At 70.2% G+C, this 21,558-nt stretch carries 20 protein-coding genes; 4 read left to right on the top strand and 16 right to left on the bottom strand.

Annotation, left to right across the window (positions count from 1 at the left end):
• The 10 genes from B082_RS0124715 to B082_RS0124670 all read right to left on the bottom strand — a co-directional run.
• On the bottom strand, positions 1–220 hold a 220-nt coding region (locus B082_RS0124715), incomplete at its 3' end, for a carboxyl transferase domain-containing protein (protein ID WP_272920760.1).
• Between the two features lie 35 nt (positions 221–255).
• The gene (locus B082_RS0124710) at positions 256–468 is read right to left on the bottom strand and encodes an acyl-CoA carboxylase subunit epsilon (RefSeq protein WP_018554480.1); all 213 of its coding nucleotides are present in this window, start codon (positions 466–468) and stop codon (positions 256–258) included.
• A gap of 141 nt (positions 469–609) precedes the next feature.
• Positions 610–2,646, bottom strand: coding sequence for a condensation domain-containing protein (locus B082_RS36580; protein WP_018554479.1), 2,037 nt, complete (start codon positions 2,644–2,646; stop codon positions 610–612).
• A complete protein-coding gene (locus tag B082_RS0124700) occupies positions 2,643–3,455 on the bottom strand; it encodes a 4'-phosphopantetheinyl transferase family protein (RefSeq protein ID WP_018554478.1) in 813 nt (270 codons plus the stop codon). Before B082_RS0124700 ends, B082_RS36580 begins: the two co-directional genes overlap by 4 nt.
• Entirely contained in the window at positions 3,452–4,774 is a 1,323-nt protein-coding gene (locus B082_RS0124695; RefSeq protein ID WP_026250164.1) for a hypothetical protein, read from the bottom strand. Before B082_RS0124695 ends, B082_RS0124700 begins: the two co-directional genes overlap by 4 nt.
• Before the next feature lie 43 nt (positions 4,775–4,817).
• Complete coding sequence (locus B082_RS0124690; RefSeq protein WP_026250163.1) at positions 4,818–5,780, bottom strand: SRPBCC family protein; 963 nt, start codon at positions 5,778–5,780, stop codon at positions 4,818–4,820.
• A gap of 96 nt (positions 5,781–5,876) precedes the next feature.
• On the bottom strand, positions 5,877–6,518 hold the full coding sequence (locus B082_RS36575) for a ScbR family autoregulator-binding transcription factor (protein ID WP_018554475.1): 642 nt from the start codon (positions 6,516–6,518) through the stop codon (positions 5,877–5,879).
• A gap of 302 nt (positions 6,519–6,820) precedes the next feature.
• Positions 6,821–7,486: a ScbR family autoregulator-binding transcription factor gene (locus tag B082_RS0124680; RefSeq protein WP_026250162.1), complete on the bottom strand. Its 666-nt coding sequence runs from the start codon at positions 7,484–7,486 to the stop codon at positions 6,821–6,823.
• 112 nt (positions 7,487–7,598) lie between these two features.
• Positions 7,599–8,369, bottom strand: coding sequence for an SDR family NAD(P)-dependent oxidoreductase (locus tag B082_RS0124675; RefSeq protein WP_018554473.1), 771 nt, complete (start codon positions 8,367–8,369; stop codon positions 7,599–7,601).
• Entirely contained in the window at positions 8,366–9,097 is a 732-nt protein-coding gene (locus tag B082_RS0124670) for an HAD family hydrolase (RefSeq protein WP_018554472.1), read from the bottom strand. Before B082_RS0124670 ends, B082_RS0124675 begins: the two co-directional genes overlap by 4 nt.
• A gap of 311 nt (positions 9,098–9,408) precedes the next feature.
• Here B082_RS0124670 and B082_RS0124665 point away from each other — a divergent pair, with 311 nt between their 5' ends.
• A complete protein-coding gene (locus B082_RS0124665) occupies positions 9,409–10,362 on the top strand; it encodes a ScbA/BarX family gamma-butyrolactone biosynthesis protein (protein WP_026250161.1) in 954 nt (317 codons plus the stop codon).
• 45 nt (positions 10,363–10,407) lie between these two features.
• On the opposite strand, the gene B082_RS0124660 is transcribed toward B082_RS0124665, so the two are convergent.
• From B082_RS0124660 to B082_RS36570, 4 genes are all read right to left on the bottom strand, one after another.
• Positions 10,408–10,797: a DUF6009 family protein gene (locus B082_RS0124660; protein ID WP_018554470.1), complete on the bottom strand. Its 390-nt coding sequence runs from the start codon at positions 10,795–10,797 to the stop codon at positions 10,408–10,410.
• A 142-nt stretch (positions 10,798–10,939) separates the two neighbouring features.
• On the bottom strand, positions 10,940–12,484 hold the full coding sequence (locus B082_RS0124655; RefSeq protein ID WP_018554469.1) for a DNA primase family protein: 1,545 nt from the start codon (positions 12,482–12,484) through the stop codon (positions 10,940–10,942).
• Positions 12,485–13,186: 702 nt separating this feature from the next.
• Complete coding sequence (locus B082_RS0124650) at positions 13,187–13,804, bottom strand: hypothetical protein (RefSeq protein ID WP_018554468.1); 618 nt, start codon at positions 13,802–13,804, stop codon at positions 13,187–13,189.
• The gene (locus B082_RS36570) at positions 13,801–14,727 is read right to left on the bottom strand and encodes a ParA family protein (RefSeq protein WP_018554467.1); all 927 of its coding nucleotides are present in this window, start codon (positions 14,725–14,727) and stop codon (positions 13,801–13,803) included. The genes B082_RS0124650 and B082_RS36570 overlap by 4 nt, the downstream gene beginning before the upstream one ends.
• 3,072 nt (positions 14,728–17,799) lie before the next feature.
• Between B082_RS36570 and metF the strand changes: the two genes are divergently transcribed.
• The 3 genes from metF to B082_RS0124630 all read left to right on the top strand — a co-directional run bounded on the left by metF (position 17,800) and on the right by B082_RS0124630 (position 20,298).
• The gene (metF, locus tag B082_RS0124640) at positions 17,800–18,705 is read left to right on the top strand and encodes a methylenetetrahydrofolate reductase [NAD(P)H] (protein ID WP_018554466.1); all 906 of its coding nucleotides are present in this window, start codon (positions 17,800–17,802) and stop codon (positions 18,703–18,705) included.
• A gap of 33 nt (positions 18,706–18,738) precedes the next feature.
• Complete coding sequence (locus B082_RS0124635) at positions 18,739–18,933, top strand: hypothetical protein (RefSeq protein WP_018554465.1); 195 nt, start codon at positions 18,739–18,741, stop codon at positions 18,931–18,933.
• A 171-nt stretch (positions 18,934–19,104) separates the two neighbouring features.
• Entirely contained in the window at positions 19,105–20,298 is a 1,194-nt protein-coding gene (locus tag B082_RS0124630) for a 3-deoxy-7-phosphoheptulonate synthase (protein ID WP_018554464.1), read from the top strand.
• Between the two features lie 49 nt (positions 20,299–20,347).
• Here B082_RS0124630 and B082_RS0124625 read toward each other — a convergent pair whose 3' ends face one another.
• Together B082_RS0124625 and B082_RS36565 are read right to left on the bottom strand one after the other, a co-directional pair.
• Positions 20,348–20,545 (bottom strand): hypothetical protein, encoded by a 198-nt coding sequence (locus tag B082_RS0124625; RefSeq protein WP_018554463.1) that lies wholly within the window; start codon positions 20,543–20,545, stop codon positions 20,348–20,350.
• Positions 20,542–21,075 (bottom strand): hypothetical protein, encoded by a 534-nt coding sequence (locus tag B082_RS36565; protein WP_018554462.1) that lies wholly within the window; start codon positions 21,073–21,075, stop codon positions 20,542–20,544. The genes B082_RS0124625 and B082_RS36565 overlap by 4 nt, the downstream gene beginning before the upstream one ends.
• Positions 21,076–21,558 lie beyond the last annotated feature (483 nt).

Genomic DNA, 21,558 nt, shown 5'->3' with positions numbered 1-21,558 from the left:
GATGCCGGCGCAACTGCTCCACCTCATGGAACGAACCCTCGTCGAGCAACAGGGCGATGCGCTCACGCGCCGTCAGCTTGCCCTTGGCGTGCTGCGCCTCCGTCGCCCGGTCGCTCGGCCCGCGCAGCGCCTGCTCACGGATCGCGTGCAGCTCGGCCACCCGCCCGCCGCCGTCTCCCGTCCCCTGCTCCGTGAGCCCGGAGGCCGTCGCCACAGCCATGTCAGTCCTCTCCCCCAGCACGTGGACCATTTCCGTCACCGCCAGCTGCCGGGCGCCCGGTAGGCCGCCCGCGGCTCCGGCCACCGGGGCCACTCCGGCTCCAGCCGCTCGCCGTCCCGCTGACGGCCCCGGGCGCGCAGGCCGAGCAGCAGAACGGTGAGCGCCGCCACCTCCTCGGCATCGGCCCGCCCCCGCTCGACGCGCAGCAGGTCACCCGCCCCGTACTCGCTGATGTCCAGGTCCTTCATGACGGCCTCCTCAGACTCGTTCGATACGCCCGACGGACGTTCTCGCCCCGCCGGCATCCGGCCGCACGCACCCGACCTCCAGGGCGTTTCATCTGGATCGGGCCGGTCTCGCGGGGTCTGGACCGATCCGAACGAAACGCCCTAGGTCCGGCCCGTCACCACCGAGCGCAGAGCGGCCGCGAGGGCGTCCGCGCTCGCCTCGGCGCTCCCCGTCCCCGCCATCACCACGACCGGGACCCGGCCGGGCGCGACGGTGCGCGCGATCTCGTACGCCGTCACCGCGCCCGGCCCGCACCCGCACAGCAGCAGTCCGCCCCCGCGCACGGCCTCCACGAGAGCGGACGGCAGGGCGAGCGGCGGGCCCTGGCAGCGCAGTTCGACAATGCGCTCAGGGCCTTCGTGCAGGCGGGCGAAGCGGTCGTGGGCTCCGGCCACCACACCCTCCTGCGCGACCAGGCAGATGACGTCCGCGCCGGGCTCACCGCGCCGCAGCGTGGTCAGCGACGGCGCCCGGGGCACCTGCGCCCGGGGCGGCCGCACCGCCGCACGCGGCACGTCCAGACCGTCCAGCACCTGGACGAGCTGCGCGACGGTGGTGCCCGCGTCGGTGAACTCCGCCAGCGCACGCAGCATCCGCACGCACTGCGAAAGCAACAGCGCGGCGTCGTCGTCCCGCAGCACCGCACGGTCGTACAGCGAGGTCAGGCCGAGACTCCCGTCGGGCTCGTGGCGCGCCACGAGCGTGACCGCGGCGCCGCTGCCGCCGACGAGGCGCGGCACGTCGACCCGGATGCCCTGGGCCTCCAGTTCCGCGCGCACGGCCGGAACCATCGGCGGCCTGCTGTCGAAATCGACCGTGGTGTCCGCCGCCCGCACCTCGCGGCCGGTCCACTGGCTCAGCAACTCGTCGCTGACCCATGGGTAGTTGGCCATGTCCAGTCCGGCGTCGCGCAGCCGGAGCATCAGCGCCTCCAGCGGCTCCGCCGGGTCCACGGTCACCGTCAGCGGTGCGCAGCCGCCCAGCAGGCCCGGCACATCGGCCGCCCCCGACAACGCGACGTCCCGCCCCGAAAGACGCACACCGAAGGTCACATGCCCCGGACGGACGGGGTACTCGGTGGCCCGGTGCAGCAGCAGCGCCCACACCAGGTGCAGCGCGCTGCACTCCCCCGCGCCCCGGGCGGTCGCCCAGGACCTCAGCCGCAGCACCTGCGCGGGGCTGAGCCGGCGCCGTATCCGGGCGTCCCCGCTCTGCCGCGTCGGGCCGCTCGGCCGGCCGGGGCCGTCCGCGGCGTCCGGCGGCGGGGCCGCCCGGGACCAGTAGGCGCGTGCGGCGTCCGGGGACTGCGCGGCCAGCCAGCGGGCGTGGTCGCGGACATCGGGGCGCCGTTCCCCTCCGGGCAGCGCCCCGCCCGCCAGATAGGCGCGGTAGAAGGCCCGCAGGAGGACGTGCACGGCACGCTCGTCCAGCAGCGCCCGGTGGTACGTCAGCAGGACGCGGGTGGACGGTCCGGACCCGTCGGCTTCGGACGGGGCGTCCTCGAACAGCGTCAGCCGCAGCAGCCCCGCCCGGTTCAGCGGGAAGCCCTGGGCCCGGTCGTCCGCCAACAGCTCGTTCCAGGACCGGAACGCCGTACGGGAGCGGTGGGCGACCTCGATGTCCGCGTGGTCGTGCAGCACCAGCCGCGGGGTTGCCACCCAGTCGAACGCGCTGCGCAGCACCACCTCACGGGCCGCCACCGACTGCCAGGCCGCCACGAAGCGGTGCGGGTCCAGCGGGCCCGTCCAGCGCAGGGCCACCTGCTCGACGTGACGGCCCGGATCGTCCGGCGCGCGGACGGCGGCCCGCACCCGTGCGCTCTGGGTTCCCGACAGCGGCACGGTCCGCGCGCCCCCCGGCAGCAGCAGGACGTCGGCGAGCAGTTCGGGCGACAGCGGCGTCCGGCCACGGGCGGTGTCACGCGGGACGAGCGTCAGCGTGTGGTGGCTGTCGGTCCGGCTCGTGAACAGGACGGAGAAGGCGTGATGGCGCTCGACGAGCCGGGCCGCCAGCCGGTCGGCCTCGGCCTGTGTCAGCGCCCCGTGCAGCTCCAGCACATGCGAGCCGTCCGGCGTCGTCGCGGACGCCGTATGGGTCACGCACAGGACGCCGCCCGGGTTCGGGCGTCCACCGTTCATCCCCGGTCCCGCGCGCCCTCGTCCTGGGCGGTGGACGTGCCGGTGGCCGCGGACGGGTCCGCCGCCCGGACGGGCGGCGCACCGCGGTGGGCCTCGCTCACCAGATACCGGTCCTGGACCCGGTGGGTGTCGAAGGTCCAGGCGTCGGCGTCGGGTGCGGGCGCGGCCAGCCTGGTACGCCCTTCGGCGTCCTCGTCGAAGCCCACCCGGGAGAAGCTGTGGCGCAGGCCGTAGCCGAGCGCCTTGGTGTACGCCTCCTTCAGGGTCCACAGCCGCAGCAGCTCGGCGCGCTGTCGCTCGGCGGGCATCACGGCCAGCCGGCGGGCCTCGCGGGGAGTGCACATCTCCTCGCCCATCAGGTCGAAGGGAATGGACCGGTCGGCCCGTTCGATGTCCACGCCGATCGCCCCCGTGCCGCTCACCGCGACGACGAGCAGTTCGTCGGTGTGCGCCAGGCTCAGCGAGAGCTCGTCCCAGCCGCGCACCCCGGGGCGTCCGCCGGGCCGGAAGGTGAAGTCGATGGCCTGGACGGGAACCTCCAGCGCCGCGGCCACGGTGTACTTCATGACATAGCGCGAGGCGGCGAACCCGAGCCGCTGCCCGGTGCCGGGGAACTGCCGGTAACGGGGCCAGTCCCGGCCCAGCGTCCGGCGCAGCTCCGGATCGAGCAGCGCGGCCGGCGCCCACACCCCCCACGTGGTGTGCACGACCACGCGCCCCGCACTGCTGAAACGGTCCTGCACCACGTCCCAGGGACCGTCGGGGCAGTTCACGTACACCGGCGCCCCACCCCCGGCGGCGGCGGTCACCACAGAATCCTGGTGGCGTGGAGGTCGCTGTCGGCACTCAGCCGGTCGCGCCGGGCCAGCTCCGCCTCGACACCCGCCTGCGCCGCTTCGAAGGGGCCGACCGGTGGCAGGCCGAGACGCTGGACGCCACGGGCGAGCGCCACCGGCGCCCAGCCCCCGGAGGCGAGGAAGCGGCTGCCGCCGTACGCGCCCGCGTCCCGGCCGACCGCCAGCACCACGCAGACCGTGAGGAGTTGGGCATACCGCTCGGCCGCGGCCGCGCCCGCCCCGGGCACGCCCCGCTCCGGCCCGGTCAGCAGTCTGCGCTCGGCGAGCAGCCGCTGCGCCGCCCGGACCTGCCCGGAAGCCGCCCCGGCCGCGCCGGGGCCGCCACGGGCCGCCGCGGCGTCGAGGACACCGTGCAGCTCCGCCTCCCAGTCCACGGGCGGCACCTCACCGCCGGCCACCGCGTCCCCGCGCACCGCGCCGGGGCGGTCCGCGGCACGGCCGCCACCGGGGCCGGCCGACGACGGCAGCCCGCGGATCAGCTGGGCCCTGCAATCGGCCGTCCCGCTCGCCTCGCGCACCCGGGACACCCCGGCCGCCGTCCGCAGGCACCACCGCAGCACGGGGCTGTCGGGCCCATGACCGCACTCGCCCAGGGTGAGCACGGCCTCGTCCAGGATCTCGGCGGTCAGGGCGGGTACGACACAGCCCGCCGCCGCGCGCAACGCCCGTCCCGTACCGGGCGAACGGCTCAGCGACCGCAGCGCCACGGCCGTCAGGCTCTCGCACGCGAGCAGGTCGGCGAAGCTCCGGGCGAGCGAGGCACGCCAGCGCGAGAGCCCCGGTGTCCGCCGCTCCCCCTCGGCCACGGCGCGCACCGCCGCACGCAGCGCGGTTCCGGCCGCGGCGGCCAGTGCCACGGGCCCGAGCAGCCGGGCCAGTTCCACGCTCCGGTCCGGCAGCGGCCCGTCGGGCCCTTCGGCGGACAGGACCGTGGTGACGGCGGCGTGACCGTGCTCCAGGTCGCGGCGGAACAGCGGGCGCAGGGCGGCGGCCATCACATCGCCACCCGTGAAGTGCCCGCCCTTGCCGGCCGGCCGGATCTCCGCTTCGACGATGCCGGCGAGCGCGGACAGCAGCCGCCGTCCGCCTTGGTGGGCCAGGGCGTGGTGGCCGTACGGATTGGCCCGGTCGCGCGGGTCCCCGAGCAGCGCCTCAAGCCGCCAGGCACGCTGGATCGCGGCGGCCGGCAGCGCCGCCGCCGCATGGAAGGGCGGCACGACGGCCGGCGCGACCGCCCGCTCGTCCCGCAGGAGCGATCCCTGCCCGCTCACACCCATCGGCCTTCCTCCTCGTCGGTCCTGCCGGTGCGGTCGCTCACCCCACGTGGCGCAGGGCGCTCTCCGCATGCCACTTGGCCAGCCCGAGGATCTCGGCGGAGGCCTCCCCCAGCCCCGTACGCACCTCGTGGCGCGCGTCGGTGAGGGTGGCTTCGGCGCCGAGGAACGAGGCGAGGGCCTCTTCCCTGAGCATCACCCAGTGCGTACAGACCACCGTGAGACCCGTGCTGTCCGGCAGCAGGGTCCACCGGACGGTGTGCCCCGCGAGGATCTGGGGCGCCACCACGTCCTTGTGGACGATGCTTCCGGCGGCCGGGAAACAGAGCCGGACGGCGCCCGATGTGACGGTGTCGCCGCCGTCCCAGGCAGTGCTGTCGATGTCGACGATCTGGACGCCCGGGGCGTCCGTGCTGACTTCGGTCCACTCGATGTGCGGCACCAGGTCGGGCCAGTCCTCGACGCGTTGGAGAAAGTCGTAGACCAGTTCCGGCGGCCCGGTGGTGCGGACGCTGTCCGAGAAGGCGAGCAGCAGTTCGTCCAGCCGCTCCCAGCGCTCGGCCACCGCCTTGACCTCGTCGAGCCGCGCCCTGACCTCCGTATCGAGATCCTGCGCGGCCGCGTCGGCCCAGGGCAGCGGGTAGGGAGATGCGCCCAGTTCCCTGCGCAGGCTCAGCACGCTGCCGCCGTTGGCGTCGGACGTCACCCGCCAGACGCCGCACCCGATGACCCGCTGCGTCACGGGATCGATCCGCTCGGTCTCGATGGTTCTGGCATGCGGATGCAGGCGCCGGCGCACATGCAGGGCGCGCAGGCCGTCGCTCGTCATGTCCCACAGGTGCAGCAGTTCACGGGAGCCGTCACCGTCTATGCGCTCCGTATGGATGTACGACGGAAACAGCACGGGCCATCGGAGCGGGTCCGCGAGCAGGCCGTAGACCACGCCGACGGGAGCCGCCACCGAGATCGCGTATTCGGCCACATGTGCCTGGTGCGAGGACATCCCTGCTGGCCCCCTCTCCAACGGCCCGGATCAGCGGACCAAGGATGCGGCGCCCGGCTGGAGTACGACTTGAGGCGGGCAGGACCCGTCGGCCCGTCAGCCAGTGGCGGCCGTCCCCGCCGGCAGCCCGCAGCCCTGCCCGGGGTGCCCGTCCGGCGGCGGGGCGAACAGCCAGGACAGGAGGAATTCGCGGAACGGGACCATGTGTGCGTACGGCGGCTGCTCCGGACCACGGGTGCCGCCGAGCAGCACCACACCCGCGACGGCCGCGGAGATGACGGTGGCCGCGCCCTCCGGGGAGACCTCGTCCGGGAGTTCGCCGGTCTCTCTCGCCCGTGCCAGCAGATCGCTGACCCACTCGTACCACCAGACGACGACACCGCCTCCGCTCTTCCGGGAGGGATCGCCGCCCAGCCGGAGACCCGCCCGGGTCACGGGGTCCTCGCGGACGGCTTCGAGCAGGCGCGTCACGGTGCACGCCAGGCACTGGAGCAAGGTGCCCGACGACTCGTGGCACTCGTCGACCAGGTTCCGCAGGCCGAGTTCCGCGGTGTTCTCGACCGCGGCGGCCAGCGCGTCCTTGCTCGAGAAGTGGAAGTGGAGGGCACCGGTGCTCACACCGGCCCGCTTGCTGATCGCAGGAAGCGAGGCCAGGGCGTACCCGTCGTCGGCGAAGACCTCCGCGGCCGCGATGATGAGAGCACGCCGGGTGCGGGCCGCCCGCTCCTGCTGGACCATGGGTTCCTCCTCATTCCCGCCCCGAGCGACGCGCCGAGTCCCCCACTCCGGTCTCCGCGGACAGCGGTGTCCTGACTCGAAAACAATAGCAAACCGCATGCCTGGTTGGTTTATGAAGGACTGGCACGTCCGTCTCAGGTCACGGACGCGCACGGCGGCTGAAAGGCAAGGAAGAGCAGGTACACGCACATGCGGTCGCCGCGCGGTCCGCTGTTTCCCGCCGGTGCCGCCGCCGACCGCACCGGATCGCGCCGCGGTCGGCAGCAGCCGGAATCGAGGGATTCTCGAGTGCGGTCCGCCGGCTACGCGCCGGCGGACACGAACGGTCTGTCGGTCTCTTCGTTGAGCTCGGCCAGGACCCGGGCACCGCGGTCCGGCGCGGTGTCCAGTCTGATCAGCGCCGCAGGCGTGGCGATGGCGGGCAGCACATGGTTGTACAGCACGGAGATGCGCTGGTGGAGATCCTTCCAGCCGGACTCCACCTCGGACATCGTCTGGGTCCCGATCCACGCGCCGACGAAACACTGCGCGGTCTCCTCGGGGTTCACGTGCGGCAGCGCCTCGCCCCGTTCCTTCGCCTCGGTGACGAGCTTGGCGATCAGGCCGGTCCAGGCGGGCCACGCGCTGCCGAAGCGGGCGCGGCCCTGCATGTCGGCCGAGAGGCGGATACCGGCGAGCAGGATGACATCGCGAGGAATCCGGTGGGCCAGCGTCATCCCGACGTCGACCCACTCCTGCAGCCTCAGATCGCGCGGTGCCCACCGCGCGGGGTCGACCTGCGCGTCTATGACGCCGCGCGCCAGGGCTTCCTTGGAGTCGAAATGGAAGTAGAGAGCGCCCTTGGTCACACCGGCACGCTCAAGGATCTCGGCCATGGTGGCCGCTGCGTAACCCCGTTCGGCGAACACCCCGGCGGCGCCCTCTATAACAGCGCGGCGGGTACGTATCGCACGCTCTTGCCGTGCCATGTCCCTCCTCCGATGGCGAACAAAACCGAACGGGAGGTACCTTACCCGTTTCCAGCCCTGTAGGCCGCTCCCCCTAGGGGTACTTCAGGGGGGCGGTGCCATCTTCCGGGGGTTACCAGGCGGTCCGGCCTCCGTCCACCGGCACCGTCACGCCCGTCACGAAACTCGCCAGGTCACTGCACAGCCAGGCGGCCGTCTCCGCCACCTCTTCCGGGGCCGCGGCCCGCTTCTGCGGTGCGGACCGGTGGGCCCGCGCCTCGGTCTCCGGTGAGCTCGCGAACCACTCGGCGGTCATCTCGGAGCGGGTCAGCCCCGGAGCGATCGCGTTGACGCGGATGCCCTGCGCCGCGTACTCGACGGCGGCCGCCTTGGTCAGTCCGATCACCGCGTGCTTGGACGCGATGTAGGGGGCCCCGGTGCCGGAGGCGACCAGCCCGCCGACACTACTGGTGTTGACGATCGCCCCGCCCTTGCCCTCCAGCATGGCCGCGATCTCGTGGCGCATGCAGTTCCACACCCCCGTCACGTTCGTACCGACGACATGGTCGTACACATCGTCTCCGATGAGGTGCATCGGGGTCCTCGGGAGGCCGACGCCCGCGTTGTTGAAGGCCACGTCCAGTCGTCCGTGCCGCTCCACGGTGCTCTCCACCACGCGCCGCACGGCCTCCCCGTCGCGCACGTCCAGGACCTGGTGGGTCACCTCGGCGCCCGTGCCGCGAAGCTCGTCCTCGAGCTCGCGCAGCCGGTTCTCCCGACGGGCCGTCAGCACGACGACAGCGCCGTGCCGGGCGAACACCCGCCCCGCGGCGGCCCCGATACCGCTGCTGGCGCCGTGGACGATCGCGATCTTTCCCTCCAGGATCGGAGCGGTGCCTTTCATATGCACACCTCCGCGCTCCGCGGCCGGGCCGCGTCCCGCCAGACGGTGCCCTCCCCGGCCTCCCGGTCGAGCCTGCGCACCAGGGCCTCGTCGATCTCGTCCGGCGAGCCGACCATGTGCCGGGTGCCGGCCGCACGCATCAGGGCCGGCTGGAAGCCGTGCTCGAAGGAGCTGGGGTGGCCGATGAAGGGGACGTCCAGCTCGCGGGCCCGGACCGCGAACGAGGCCGCGTCATCGATGAAGAGCACCTGCTCGCGGCGGAGACCGAAGCGGTCCTCGGCGATCTCACGGATCCCGGGTCTGAAGTCGTTGGTGCAGATGTACCCGGGGGCGGTGAACCACGAGGCGCTCTCGCCCAGATGGCGTTCGAAGTGGTCCGCCCCCAGGCCGCCGTAGCAGACGAGGTCGAGGCCCAGCGCCCGCAACCGCTTCAGCAGCGGCACGGCGCCCTCGACGAGGCGCACCGGATGCGCGCGCACATAGCGCTCGCGGGCCGCGAAGTAGGCCCGGAGCACTTCCTGTTCGGTCATGTCCACGCCGGTGGCCCCGGCCAGGGCGCGCGCCGCCGCGCTCTGCGACTGCGACAGCAGGCGCTGTTCCAGCTCGGCGGTGTAGGTACCGCCCCACTCGACCACGAGCTGGTGCAGGACCGGGCTGAACGTGTCGTTGAGCAGGACTCCGTCGATGTTGACCGCGGCGAGGCGGAGCGTACAGAGTGGTGCGTTCATCCAGCGAACTCCCTGTCTGTCTGACGGCCTGACGTTCGCGCTGGGTACCTCGCGAGAAAACATCGCACACAACCGGTTTCTGCGCTGCCGCATTTCCGTGCTCCGGGGAACCGATGAACACCCTTAAGTCCGGTTCTCCCTACTTTTCGCCCCGATTTGATGCTGCGCACAGCCCGCAAAGCGGAATGGCGGACTCAACTAAACAGGCCGCACTTTGCAAAGATTTTACTTTCGGTCTCACGTTAAGAAAACCGGTAGGTCCGTATCTTATAGGCGTCGTCGTTGACTACAGGTACAAGACGGGGGTCCCCATGGCTCTGTCCATTGCGAGTAGCAATACCGAACTGCCCGATATGCCCAAGCTCACCACGACGGTTCCCAAGGAGTACGTCCACCGCGCCTCCCTGGCCGAGGTGTTCCTCACCGGCTGCACCGACCAGGAAGGGCTGTGCTTCACGCTGACCGGGCAGTGGCCGCGCGCTCACACGCTTTTCAACAGCCTGGACGGACGCAGCCACGACCCCCTCCAAGTGGCCGAGACATTCCGCCAGGCCGGTATGTTCCTGGCGCACGCCGAAATGGGCATACCGCTCGGCCACCACTTCGTGATGTGGAACCTCAATTACACGACGTATCTGGAAAATCTGAACATAGGCCCCCGCCCGACCGACTTCGTGCTGGACGTGAGATGTGCGGACAGCGCCTACAGCGGGCGCACCGTCAGCCAGTTCCACATGGAGTTCACCATCCACCGCGACGGCGCCCTCGTCGCGCACGGAACGTCGCACTTCTCCGCCATCGCCCCGCGCGTCTACAACCGTCTGCGCGCGAGCCGTCCGCAGCGCGACGACTCCGCGGTGCCGTGGACCGGGCCGGACCGTGCCCCCATGGCGCCGGCCGCCGTCGGCCGTCACTCCGCGGCCGACGTGGTGCTCACCCCGACCGACGATTCATCGCGCTGGCTGCTGACCCCGGATCTGAACCACCCGATCTTCTTCGACCACTCCGGTGACCATCTGCCCGGCATGGTGCTGCTCGAAGCGGCGCGTCAGGCGGCGAGCACCCTGGTCGCGCCCCAGGTGATGTCCCCCGCGAGCGGGGCCACGGTCTTCCACCGCTACGCCGAACTCGACCGCCCCTGCTGGGCCGAGGTGACCCGGATCTCGGCGGAGCACAACGAGCTGCTGACCGTGGAAGTCGTGGGCCGGCAGGACGGCGAGGCCGTCTTCACCTCGACGCTGACGGGCCCCGTGCGGCCCAGGTGACCGGGCGGCCCGTCGGGCCGGGCCCCCGCCGCGTCGTACGCCGGCTCAGGAACGGGCCGGAACCGTCTCCGCGGTGCCCTGCGAACGGTTGGTCTTCTCCCCGACCTCGCCCGGCGCGACCGTGCGCGGGTCGACCGCCTCAAGCGGCGAGCCGACCTTGTAGGGGCACTCGGGGTCGTCGGGCCGGTTGGGGCGGTCGTGCGGCAGAAGGTAGAACGTACGGCGGGCGAACAGACCGCTGCCCAGGCTCCGGGGTGCCTTCGGCGCGAGGTTGGAGTAGCCGATGAGACGGCCGTCGCGCTCGTACCGGGGCTTGCCCTTACGGGTGTTGACCTTGTCCAGGGCCTGTCGGACGTAGTCGAGGCCCATCGGGTCCTCCAGCCACACGATCTCGACCTCCTGGGCGACATCGCCTTCCTGGGGCAGTGCGCTCATCGGCCCTCCTGCGTGTGGGCGGCCGCGGGTCGGCCTGGTGGTGTGTCGTTCGCGAGGCTGGTGCCCCGGACGGCGGTGCGCAGTCCGGAACGTCCGCCTCCATCGTACGGGTGCCCGAGAATCGCGGGCAGGGCGCAGTCGGTCATCGTGCGCCCCCCTCGACCGCGCACTCCGGGAGCAGCGCGATGCCCGGATAGAGCTTGGTCGCATTATTCTTGATCATTTCCGCAGGTGACGCCAGACCGAGTTCCTGACGGATGCGGCTGGCGAAGGCACGCGGTGTGGAGGCCCGGATGCCTTCGTCCGAGCACCAGCGGCAGTACGTCTCGTACAGCAGCTTCTGTTCGACGCGGAGGTCGGGGTTGGGGCCTTCGCCCTCGCCCTTGGTACAGCGTTCGGTGACGAACCGTCCGACGTGGTCCTCGGTGGTCTCGTACGCGGCCGTGGCGACCCGCACGGAGGCGGGTCCCGCCAGCGAGTCCCGGGTGGCCAGGTAGCGCTGGGCACCCTCGATGAGCCACTGCAGGATGCCGGGGCCCTCGTCGGCGACGAGCTCGGCGGCCAGATTGTCGATCTTGCGCTCGTCGGGAACACGCCGCTCGAAGGGAATGATGCGCATCCTGCGCCAGAACGCGTGGCCGCCGGTGCCGACCTCGGGGCGGTGGTTGCCGAGCAGCCAGAGCTTGTGGGTCGGGGTGAAGGTGAAGAAGTTCTGCCGCATGCGCCGGGCGGTGATGGTGTCGCCTCCGGTGAGCAGCTTGACCCGGGCCTCGTTGAACTTGTCGTTGGGCTTGAGTTCGGAGCAGACGACGATGCGGCGCCCGTGCAGCTCGGTCAGCTCGGTGGAGTGCTCGGTGAACTTGCCCTTCTCCATGAGGAATCCGGGCGGTGCGGCGTTCGCGTAGTCGCCGAGGATCTGTGTCATGACCTCCAGGAGCACGGACTTGCCGTTGGCTCCGGAGCCGTACAGGAACGGCAGGACCTGCGCGCCGACGTCCCCGGTGACGGAGTAGCCGAGCAGCAGGTGCAGAAAGCGTGTGGTCTCCAGGCCCTTGTCGTCGCCGCCGAAGGTGTCCCGCAGAAAGCTGTCCCACCGCGGGACCGGCATCTTGAGCGGGGCGACGGTGGTGGCGCGCGAGTGCATGTCCGTGAGGGGATCGGGCTTGCGCAGTTCTCCGGTACGCAGGTCCACCACGCCGGCCGGGGTGCACAGGGCGTAGATGTCGCCGTCCAGGACGTCCGGGTCCAGGCGCAGGCTCGGCGCGGCCTGGGCCTGGAAGAGGAGGGCCTTGACCCCGGCGGTCGACTCGGAGTGGCGGCTGTGCCCGGCCAGTTGCCGGTCCGTGAAACGGCCGCTCGGGTCGTGGGCGGCGTACTGCTCGGCCATCTCGCCGGCCGCCCAGACGGCGGCCTCCTCGCCACCGGTCAGCTTCCAGCGGTAGGTGTCCCAGGAGTGCCAGCCCATGCCGATGACGTACCGGAAGCGGTCCCGGTAGAGACGGGCGAACAGCTTCGCGTTGCCGCGGTCGGTGAGGGAGCCCGGCAACAGCCCCGCGGGCCGGGCGGGAGGTGTTTCGTTCTGCTGCGCGGGAAGGTTCGGCTGCTCCTGGAGAGCGATGTCGAGGCTGTGCTGATGAATCTGCCTGGCTGCGGCTTCGGCGTCGAAGCGCACGGGCTCGGCGCTCATGAGCGTCCTCGCGCGGGGTCCGGGCGCTGCGCGCCGACGGACCGCCCGGCGGGGACCGGCGGGAAGGTCGAGGCCTGGTCGAGCAACTTCGGGTCCTTTGTCGGGCTTTTCGTGTGCGGGCCGTCGTTCCGCGCGCCTCCATGAGGCCTGCGCCGGCGAAACCACGGGACTACGGGACTGAAGGGACTGAGCTTTTGAGTTAGCCGAGCAGAGCGTAGCCCACCTTCGGTGGCCACAACCGGGGAAGACTCACGTGTCGGGAAAACTGAGTCCCGTCAGTCCCGTGACATCCCTGGCCGGGCGGCGGGCTCCGGGGCTGGTTCAGTCCCGTGCGGGCTCGATCCCGTTCGGTCCCGTTCAGCCCCGCACACAAAACCGCAGGTCAAAGCATTGGCCTGCAAAACAACGGGTCTGACGGGGCTGAACCGTGTAGTTATCCCCAGCATAGAGAATCAGACGTCGTACGCGCGCGTACACGTGTTCCCATATTCTTGAGTAGCTGATAACTACGAGGTTCAGCCCCGTCAGACCCGTTGTGGTGGGCAGGAAATGCTCTGACCTGCGGTTTTATGGCAACGGGACTGAACCGGCCGCGTGAGCCCCGTTCAGTCCCGCCCCGTTCGGTCCCGTGGGACTCTGCACCCGCCCGGGGCTGGTCCTCGACCCCGGCTGGACCGCTCCTTGAGCTCCGTGGGCCGGGTCTCAGGCGTCCCTGCGCCCCGGCAGGTACTGGTCGAGCACGACCGCCAGGAACTTGGTGTGGTCCGGCAGCCCGGCCTCGCTCACCAGTCCGTCGATGACCCCGCGCTGAGCCCTCGTCGGCTTGTACTGGAGCTGTACGGGTCCGAGCCCGCGCAGATCCGTGTTGTCCGGGGCGACCGCGAACAGCTTCGACTGGAACTTGGGCGCGCGGCGGGCGTCCTCGACCACCTGGGCGAGTCCCTTCTCGACGGCGGCCTCCACCGCGAGAAACACGATCTGGGTGTGCGTCAGGTCACTACTCTTGCGCAGCTTGCGGAAACGGGCGGCCACATTGGCCGACACGTAGAACCCCACCGGCTTCGCCGTGTCCGCGTCCGCGACCGCCGGTGCGGGCTCGTCGGCGAGCTCACGGCTGGGCTGCGGTACGACGACGGGGCGTACGGCGGCCGGGACGGGCTGTGGCGGCGTGGCGGCGGGTGCGGGGCTCTGCGGCGTGGCCCAGCCGGCGAGCGCGCCGGACGGCGCCCCTCCCCCGCTGAACAGGTTGCCGACGCCTTCGTCCGACATGCTCTGCTCGTCGTCCTGGGCTTCGGTCCTCTTGTTCTTCGGCGGTGTCATGCCGCGGCGTCCTTCCTGAGCTCCAGGGCCCTTGCGAACATCTCTTCGGTGAATCCTTCGTAGTCCGAGTCGAGCCCCGTCACGGCCCCGGGGACGGACCGGTCGCCGTTCGCCCGCTGTTCCGCCAGCTCGTGGACGAGCAGACCGCGTTTCCGCACCAGCCTGGCTACCGACTCCGTGTGCCCGATGAGGTGCTTGAACATGTGGGCCTCCGCACCCAGCACCTTCTGCACCTGGAGCCGCACATCGGCGTGAATGCCGCTGTAGTTGCGCCCGGTGTCGAACAGCAGTACGCCGAGCAGCGCGATGTGCGGATTGATGTGGCTGACGAACTTGACGTAGGAGAACTCGAGCCCGATCTGCGCGAGACCGTCCTCCGCGCCCCCGTCGCTCTTGACCGGGATGACGAGCCATCGCGCGGCGGCCAGGGCGAGACGCTGGAGCGACGGGTTCTCCGGCGGGGTGTCGAGCACGATGATCTGGTACCGGTGCGCGATCGGCAGCAGGCACGTCAGCAGCCGCAGATACGCCTGCGGGCCTTCCTTGGCGAGAAGCGTGTGGAAGAAGATCCCGAACTCGTCGCCGAGCGCCGGACCGCCGAGGACGACATCCAGGTTCTCCCGCACGTTCTCGACCGGAGTCAGGGGTGCGCCGGTGCGCAGCGACTCGATCAGCCCCGCTCCCCCGTCGTTCCACTCGGCCCGCTTGTACCCGAGCTCGCGCGCGATGTTGCCTTGCGCGTTGCAGTCGATGATGAGTGTGCGCAGTCCGCTGCGAGCGGCCTTGCCCGCGGCGTTGGCGGAGATGGACGACTTACCGACGCCCCCCTTGCCGTTGCCGAACATGAAGATGTGCGACAGCGACTCCCAAGGGATGCCGTGGGGCTGCGCATGAGCGTCAGGCGCTTCGAAGGGGCTGGCCATGGGTCCTCTCACTCTGGTTCAGGCCCGAAAACAGGGCGCGAAGCGCCCCTTTTGAGCTGGTACGGGTGGTCAAACTTCGCTCAGAACGATTCTGCGCTCCGAGGCGGTCGAAGACGGTGTCCGGTAGGGCCCGAACCTGCCCTCCACGGCACCGAATCGCCCTCGTGTTCCCCCGTCGTCGCAGCTCATACGGATACTTCGGGTTGGGAGTCCGGCAAGTGACACCACGTGGCCCGATGTTGTGAAGGCCGCTTGAGTACATGCCGTCCACATCGCATTCCAAGATGTTGACTGCCCGGTGAGGGAGCCAGGTGGCATCTCAGCAAGGACAGTCACCTCCAGGAAAGCAGTGGGAGAGGGCGGAGCCCAAGTTAGCACGAAGATCATGACATTCATGGACCCACACACCCAGGTATCGGCATCGTGGCACACGGCCGGACAGATGTCAGGGCCCACTCGGAGAGCGGTCGGCCACTCCCCCTCCATGCTCACCTGCGTACGTGGCTACGGGCTTACTGAGCGACCAAGTTGCTGGCTGGTTTGTCAGTGCATTGCCCGACCCAGTTGTTCCCCGGCCGTGCGTCAGACCCTCTCGCGTGCAGGCCGGGGAGTGGGGCGACCTGCTGCTTGTCTCCTTTGCACGCGGGTGTGGGTACCTGCATCAGAGCCTGTTCGCAGCGATGAGTGCACGGAAGCTTGCTGCGGCATGTGCGTACAGGTCGGGCATCAGGCCCTGAGGGCGGCAGGCGGGGCGACCTGTGTGCTGGTCTGCGGGGCGGCAGACAAGCTGACCGGACGACAGGCTTGGCAGCCGACTGAGAGGCTTGCCCGCATCTGGGCAGCCCGGGTGACGTCCTGACTCACTGGCCAGCCCGCTTGGAATTCTGTGGTTCGGCTGGTGTGGTGACTGGCGGGCAGGCGGATATGCATGCTTCGTTGCATGCCTGCTGAGGACCTTGCCTGCATCCGTGCCTGTACCTGTGTTTGGGCACAGGTCAATGGACTGGCTGGGAGACGGACATGCATGGGTGCACGCAACTGTGTAGCCATGCATGCCTGGGTGCCGACTGCCGTGCCTGCTAGGGAACTGGTGTTGGTGTTGATGTCTGTGCTCACCTGACCGAACGCCTGAGACCCTACCGACAGAGCGGTTGATGCCTCCGCATGCGTATGGGTGCGCATGCCAGCAATCGTGCAGGCTTGTATCGCGGCGTAGACATACATGTTGAACCAGATGGACTGAAAGGCCTTCTGGACAGTGTGCTACCACACGTTCGTCCAACGAGTCACCCAAACTGCGATCGATGCGGGAGAGCAGGTCATGATTCACGCACTGCCTCCTAGTTGTACGCAAGCTTGCACCGATGTTTGCAGTGTTGTTTGTTTTCCCAGGTCAGTGGCCATTTTCACCGCTCTGACCTATGCACTCTAGCGCTGATTCCGCACCACCACTAGCACCTTCTGAACTTGCATGAACGAGGGGCAGAGGAGATGCATGCCTGGCTGAAGAGATACCACCGTTCGGAAACATCGGCCGGTGGATGCCTTCATACATCAGCCTCACTCGCTCGCTCTTGACTCACCGCCGGAGGCCGCCTTCTGGCAAGACGGTCCACCGGGACGGTCATCCGAGAGAAGCAGGCATCGCCACCAGTCCATGACCTGTCGGGGGAGTGGTAGGAGGATGCAACCACGAGGTTGAGGCATGGTCATGGCCCTCGTTGAGTTGCTTACTCCCCAGGCCCGTGACGCAGTAGAAGGCCCACGCCTCGGGTTCCCCTTCCGGCCTCCGGGAATCAGCGACACCGCCTCCGTGCCCTCGGTCATCAGGTCACAGCTGTGGCGAGAACCAAGGCACCACCATCACGCACCCCGGACGTCCCCAATCTGAACAGCACACTCGCAAGCTCTCCCCTTGAGGACTCATCCGACCCACCCCATGGTGTATCACCTGCCCCCACAGAGCCCCGCCATCATGCACCGTACGCGCGGCAGCACGAGCCCCACGGGACGGTGCCCAGGCTCCACGTATCGCCAGACCCCGAGCACCGATTCCCCCACCGGAAGACCTCTCCTAGCGATCCACCCATGACGCTCACGCACCCCCAGGACCCCTGAAACAAGGCGGTCCGTGCTCCGGCCAGTGCAGGATCAACGGCCGAGCGCGCCCTCCCATTCGAGACCTCTCCCGGCCCCCACAATGTGTCACTCGGACGCCGACAAGGGGCGGTCCATCGACGGATGTACCGCGCGGGCATGACGTACGCCGGGGACTCCACATCGCACGACCAGCAACGGATACGTGCCGCACGAGAGGTGTCCGCCCGTCAAGCGGTCGGCGTTCGGCGGAGGGGTCCGAGAGCGAGCCGTGCCCCCGCGTCCGCAACGACGTGCCGGCCGTCCGCATTCGATGACGCTCGACCTCAATCCGCTCGTCGGTACCGATACAGGCCGGCCGGCAGCAACCGCATCACTCAGGAGCAACGGCCCCAGGACCCTCGCCGAGCATCGAGCGACAGCAGCGGCCGCGCGGGCCCGGAGCAGGCCGCACCACGTACCTCACCCGAGCCTCGCCCCCTCTCGGGCCCCGGAACCGCACCACCCGACGGGGGCGGTCGAAGCGCCCCCGACCAGCGGATGTCCCCCTCGGACGGGCACTGGTCCACCGCCCCTCGCGAAGGGCGCATCGTGGTGCCGAGGGGCGCTTCGGCACGGCGGCGCGTGTCCGATTCGTACGGGGGAGAGACGCAGGGCCTGATGTGCGCCACCCCGCTCCGGGCGGGGGAGTGGTGGTCCAGTCCGCAGCGGGGACGCTCGAAGGTGCTCCACGGTCCGGCCTCGGCAGGGGCCGTCAGAGGCTCTGACGGCCGGTTTCCACGTCATGGCGCCGTCCGGGAGAACGGCTCTCACAGAAGTTGATCTTGAGCTGCGGGGCCGCCGCCTCCACGCGGGTTCGAGCGTTTCACGAGGGACCCTCGTGCGAGGGGCCGCATGGTGGAGGATCCGAAGCGATGGAAGGAGTCCCCGTGCTGATGGCGGTGACCGGAACCATCAAGGCCGGAGAGGCCGGACGTGACAACGCTGCGTGACACCCTCGCCCGGCCCGACCCCTCGTTCTCCTTCGAGTTCTTCCCACCGAAGACCGAAGCCGGCATGTACGGCCTGTGGCAGGCGATCCGCCGGATCGAACGCATCGCACCCGACTTCGTCTCCGTCACCTACGGAGCGGGCGGCTCCTCACGCGACCGCACCATCGAGGTGACCAAACGGATCGTCGCCGAAACGACGCTGCGCCCGGTCGCCCACCTCACCGCGGTCGGCCACTCCGTGGCGCAGCTGCGCCACATCATCGGCCAGTACGCCGACGCGGGCGTACGCGACGTCCTCGTCCTGCGCGGGGACCCGCCTGGCGATCCGAACGCACCGTGGATCCCGCACCCCGACGGCTTCCGGCACGCCCACGAACTGGTCTCGCTCGTCCGGGAACTGGGCGACTTCAGCATCGGGGTGGCGGCCTTCCCCGAACGGCACCCCCGCTCGCCCGACTGGGAGAGCGACATCAGGCACTTCGTCGCCAAGTGCCGGGCCGGCGCCGACTACGCCCTGACCCAGATGTTCTTCCACGTCGAGGACTATCTGCGACTGCGCGACCGGGTCGCCGCCGCCGGCTGCGACATCCCGATCATCCCCGAGATCATGCCCGCCACCGACGCCCGCCAGATCAGCCGCTTCGCGGAACTGAGCGGCGCGGCCTTCCCCGAGGACCTGGCACACCGCCTGAACGCCGCCCGTGACAACCCGGCGCACGGATACCGCATCGGCGTCGAGTACGCCACCGCCATGGCCGAGCGGCTGCTCGCCGAAGGCGCACCAGGACTGCACTACATCACGCTCAACCGGTCGACGGCGGCGCCCGAGATCCACCGCGCCGTGACCGGTTCGAGGAGCGGACGGCGCGTGGAGATGCTCCACCGCTGACGCTCCACCGACCTGCTGAGAGCGGAGGACCACGTGCACGACACCAAGGAACAGGACGCTCTGTTCGTCCACGAGGCGGCGCAATTCACCCCTGGGACCTGTCCTGAGGGTCTTCGCGGGCCCGCGAAGACCCTCAGGACAGGTCTCCGCACCGTCCCGCCGCTGCTGCTCGCGGGCATCGACGAGGACGACATGGCCGAGCCGCACGTCGTACGCGGCATCGACTGACGCCCCCGGTGCGCCGCGTGCCGATCACGACAGGAACTCGACCGGGTCTCAAGTCGCTTGCCCGATACTCCCGATGACCCCTCGACTACCTCCCGAGGTCAGGCGTACGGGCATCCCGGCTTGACGACGTCCCCTGACACGAGCGAGAGCACCGTTGGATCGGAGTACGCAATGAAGGACGTCGTGAAGGACGTGATCCGTGAGATCAGCGTCCGCGGCGCACTGCAACAGCCCGCATGGACCGATCTGCTCCAGCTGAACCGGGTCAGGGAGACACTCGCGGCGCGCCCCGCCCTCGTACGGCCCGACGACGTGGGCACCCTGCGGACGCTGCTGTCCACCGTGGCCTCGGGCAGGGCCCTGGTGGTGCAGTCCGGCGACTGCGCCGAGGACCCCCAGCAGTGCGGGCCCGAACACGTCGCCCGGAAGGTGGCTGTGCTCGACCTGCTCGCCGGAGTCCTCGGACTGATCTCCGGCAGGCCCGTACTGCGCGCGGGCCGCATCGCGGGGCAGTTCGCCAAGCCCCGGTCCCAGCCCACCGAGGTCGTCGGCGGCCTCGAACTCCCCGTGTTCCGCGGTCACATGGTCAACGGACCCGAGGCGGACCCCGAGAGCCGCCGGCTCGACCCGCTGCGCATCCTCACCGGCTACATGGCCGCGGGCGACGCCGTCGAACACCTGGGCTGGCGCGAGCGCGGCGCCGGCCACCACGCGGTGGGCCCTCAGGTGTGGACGAGCCACGAGGCGCTGCTGCTCGACTACGAGATGCCCCTGCTGCGCACCGACGACGAGGGGCGGCTCTTCCTCGGCTCCACGCACTGGCCGTGGATCGGTGAGCGCACCCGTCAGCTCGACGGCGCGCACGTCGCCATGCTGTCCCAGGTCGCCAACCCGGTGGCCTGCAAGGTGGGCCCCACCATGGAGCCCGGGGAGCTGGTGGCCCTGTGCGAGCGGCTCGACGCCTGGCGCGAACCGGGCCGGCTCACCCTGATCGCCCGGATGGGCGCCGACAAGGTCGCCGGCCGGCTGCCGCGTCTGGTCGAGGCGGTGCGCGAGGCCGGACACCCCGCCATCTGGCTCACCGACCCGGTGCACGGCAATACCGTCACCGCGCCCGGCGGCCACAAGACCCGGATCGTGGAGACCGTCGCGCAGGAGGTCTCCCGCTTCGTGGTGGCCGTACGCGACGCGGGCGGCGTCCCCGGTGGCCTGCACCTGGAGACGACGCCCGACGACGTCACCGAATGCGCCGACACCGAGGCCGATCTGACCTCCGTCGGCGAGCGCTACACCTCGTTCTGCGACCCCCGTCTCACCCCGTCGCAGGCCGTGGCCGTGACCTCGGCGTGGGCCGTCCGGTCATGACCGCACCGGGGCCGGATCCGTGCTTCCCGGTCGTTGCCGCGCCGCCGGATCAGTCGCCGCGCGGGCGCCTGGGGGAGCGGGACAGGAGCTCGTACAGCTCGTCCAGATCGTATTCGGCGCGCTGCGGGCTGCCGAAGCGGGTGATCTTCCCCCGGCTCACCCACTTGCGGATGGTGGCCGGGCTGACGCCCGCGGCCAGTGCGGCCAGTTCGGTCGGTACGGTGCGCCGGCGTCCTTCGGCCGTCACGCCCCACCGCCCGTCCGGTCGGTGTCCTGCCGGGTCCGTCCGGACAGCAGCAGCCACTCCCTGGGCGGCACCGTGTGCCCGGCGTCGCAGGCCACCTGGGAGTAGACCGAGTCACGGGTGCCCGACAGCGTGGCGTGCAGCCGGGCCGTACAGCCGCTGTGGCAGCACAGGCCGAGGGAGACCTCGTAGGACCGGGGGCCGAGCAGTGAGCGTGCCGATTCGAGGAGTGCGGTCAGTTCGGCGTCCAGGTCCTGGGCCGCCGGGTGTTCGGCCAGCCACCGGACGTGGCCGGCCAGGAAGCGGAGGAGCGTCGGGACCTCCGTACCGGGCACGGGCGGAAGCCCGCGCTCGGAGACCACGAGCCCGGCCCAGGAGCACAGGAGATCGGTGACCTGCGAACGCAGCGTCAGCATCCGGTCGTCGAGGCGCAGGCCCACCGGCTGGGTGCCGCTGACACGCTCCACCGGCCCTCCGCTCAGGACGGCCAGCTCCTCCTCGCTGTCCCGGTAGACCTCTTTGACGTCCCGCAACTTTGCGCTCAGTCTTTCCGCCGGAGAATCCAGCGACGATTCCGCTTCGGGTGCGTAGTGATGACTCTTGGATCGTTGTGATGCTTCCGAGTAATCCTGCTGATGCTGCACGATTTTGGCCTCGCATCCCCTGTAGACCGAGCGTCCTGTTCTTACGGTCGGCGTCCTCGTGGCGGCCGGAACGTGCCCATGCCTTCCGGCTCGTCACCTTGCTGAGATGTCCCCATGTGGGCGTGGGAGTAATCACGCCATAACCAAATCGGGCGAAGAGGGCATTTACTTCGCCGGTACGGTGTCGGCCATATGCCCATCAATTGTCGCGCCCGCCGAGTCGGACGTGTCAAGAAGGCCTCGTGTGCGTCGCATCACTTCCCTCGGGACTCGCTACAGATCAACCAACCGGCCCGCCGGAAAACTGTTGTTGACATCTGTCACGGGCAACTGTCACACTTCTCGCGGGCCACTGGTCTGCGCAAATCCGGA

The organism is Streptomyces sp. ATexAB-D23 (assembly GCF_000373645.1).
In the GTDB taxonomy this organism is placed as follows: Bacteria; Actinomycetota; Actinomycetes; order Streptomycetales; family Streptomycetaceae; genus Streptomyces; species Streptomyces castrisilvae.
Note: the sequence above shows the minus strand (reverse complement) of the source record. Positions and strands in the feature narration are given on the sequence as shown.

Coding starts and splice junctions, on each gene's coding strand:
- B082_RS36570 (WP_018554467.1), bottom strand. CDS start 14,727: ATGGCCAGCCCCTTCGAAGCGCCTGACGCTCATGCGCAGCCCCACGGC.
- B082_RS0124675 (WP_018554473.1), bottom strand. CDS start 8,369: ATGAAAGGCACCGCTCCGATCCTGGAGGGAAAGATCGCGATCGTCCAC.
- B082_RS36580 (WP_018554479.1), bottom strand. CDS start 2,646: ATGAACGGTGGACGCCCGAACCCGGGCGGCGTCCTGTGCGTGACCCAT.
- B082_RS0124680 (WP_026250162.1), bottom strand. CDS start 7,486: ATGGCACGGCAAGAGCGTGCGATACGTACCCGCCGCGCTGTTATAGAG.
- B082_RS0124690 (WP_026250163.1), bottom strand. CDS start 5,780: ATGTCCTCGCACCAGGCACATGTGGCCGAATACGCGATCTCGGTGGCG.
- B082_RS0124630 (WP_018554464.1), top strand. CDS start 19,105: ATGAAGGACGTCGTGAAGGACGTGATCCGTGAGATCAGCGTCCGCGGC.
- B082_RS0124660 (WP_018554470.1), bottom strand. CDS start 10,797: ATGAGCGCACTGCCCCAGGAAGGCGATGTCGCCCAGGAGGTCGAGATC.
- B082_RS0124670 (WP_018554472.1), bottom strand. CDS start 9,097: ATGAACGCACCACTCTGTACGCTCCGCCTCGCCGCGGTCAACATCGAC.
- B082_RS0124665 (WP_026250161.1), top strand. CDS start 9,409: ATGGCTCTGTCCATTGCGAGTAGCAATACCGAACTGCCCGATATGCCC.
- B082_RS0124650 (WP_018554468.1), bottom strand. CDS start 13,804: ATGACACCGCCGAAGAACAAGAGGACCGAAGCCCAGGACGACGAGCAG.
- B082_RS0124710 (WP_018554480.1), bottom strand. CDS start 468: ATGAAGGACCTGGACATCAGCGAGTACGGGGCGGGTGACCTGCTGCGC.
- B082_RS0124655 (WP_018554469.1), bottom strand. CDS start 12,484: ATGAGCGCCGAGCCCGTGCGCTTCGACGCCGAAGCCGCAGCCAGGCAG.
- B082_RS36575 (WP_018554475.1), bottom strand. CDS start 6,518: ATGGTCCAGCAGGAGCGGGCGGCCCGCACCCGGCGTGCTCTCATCATC.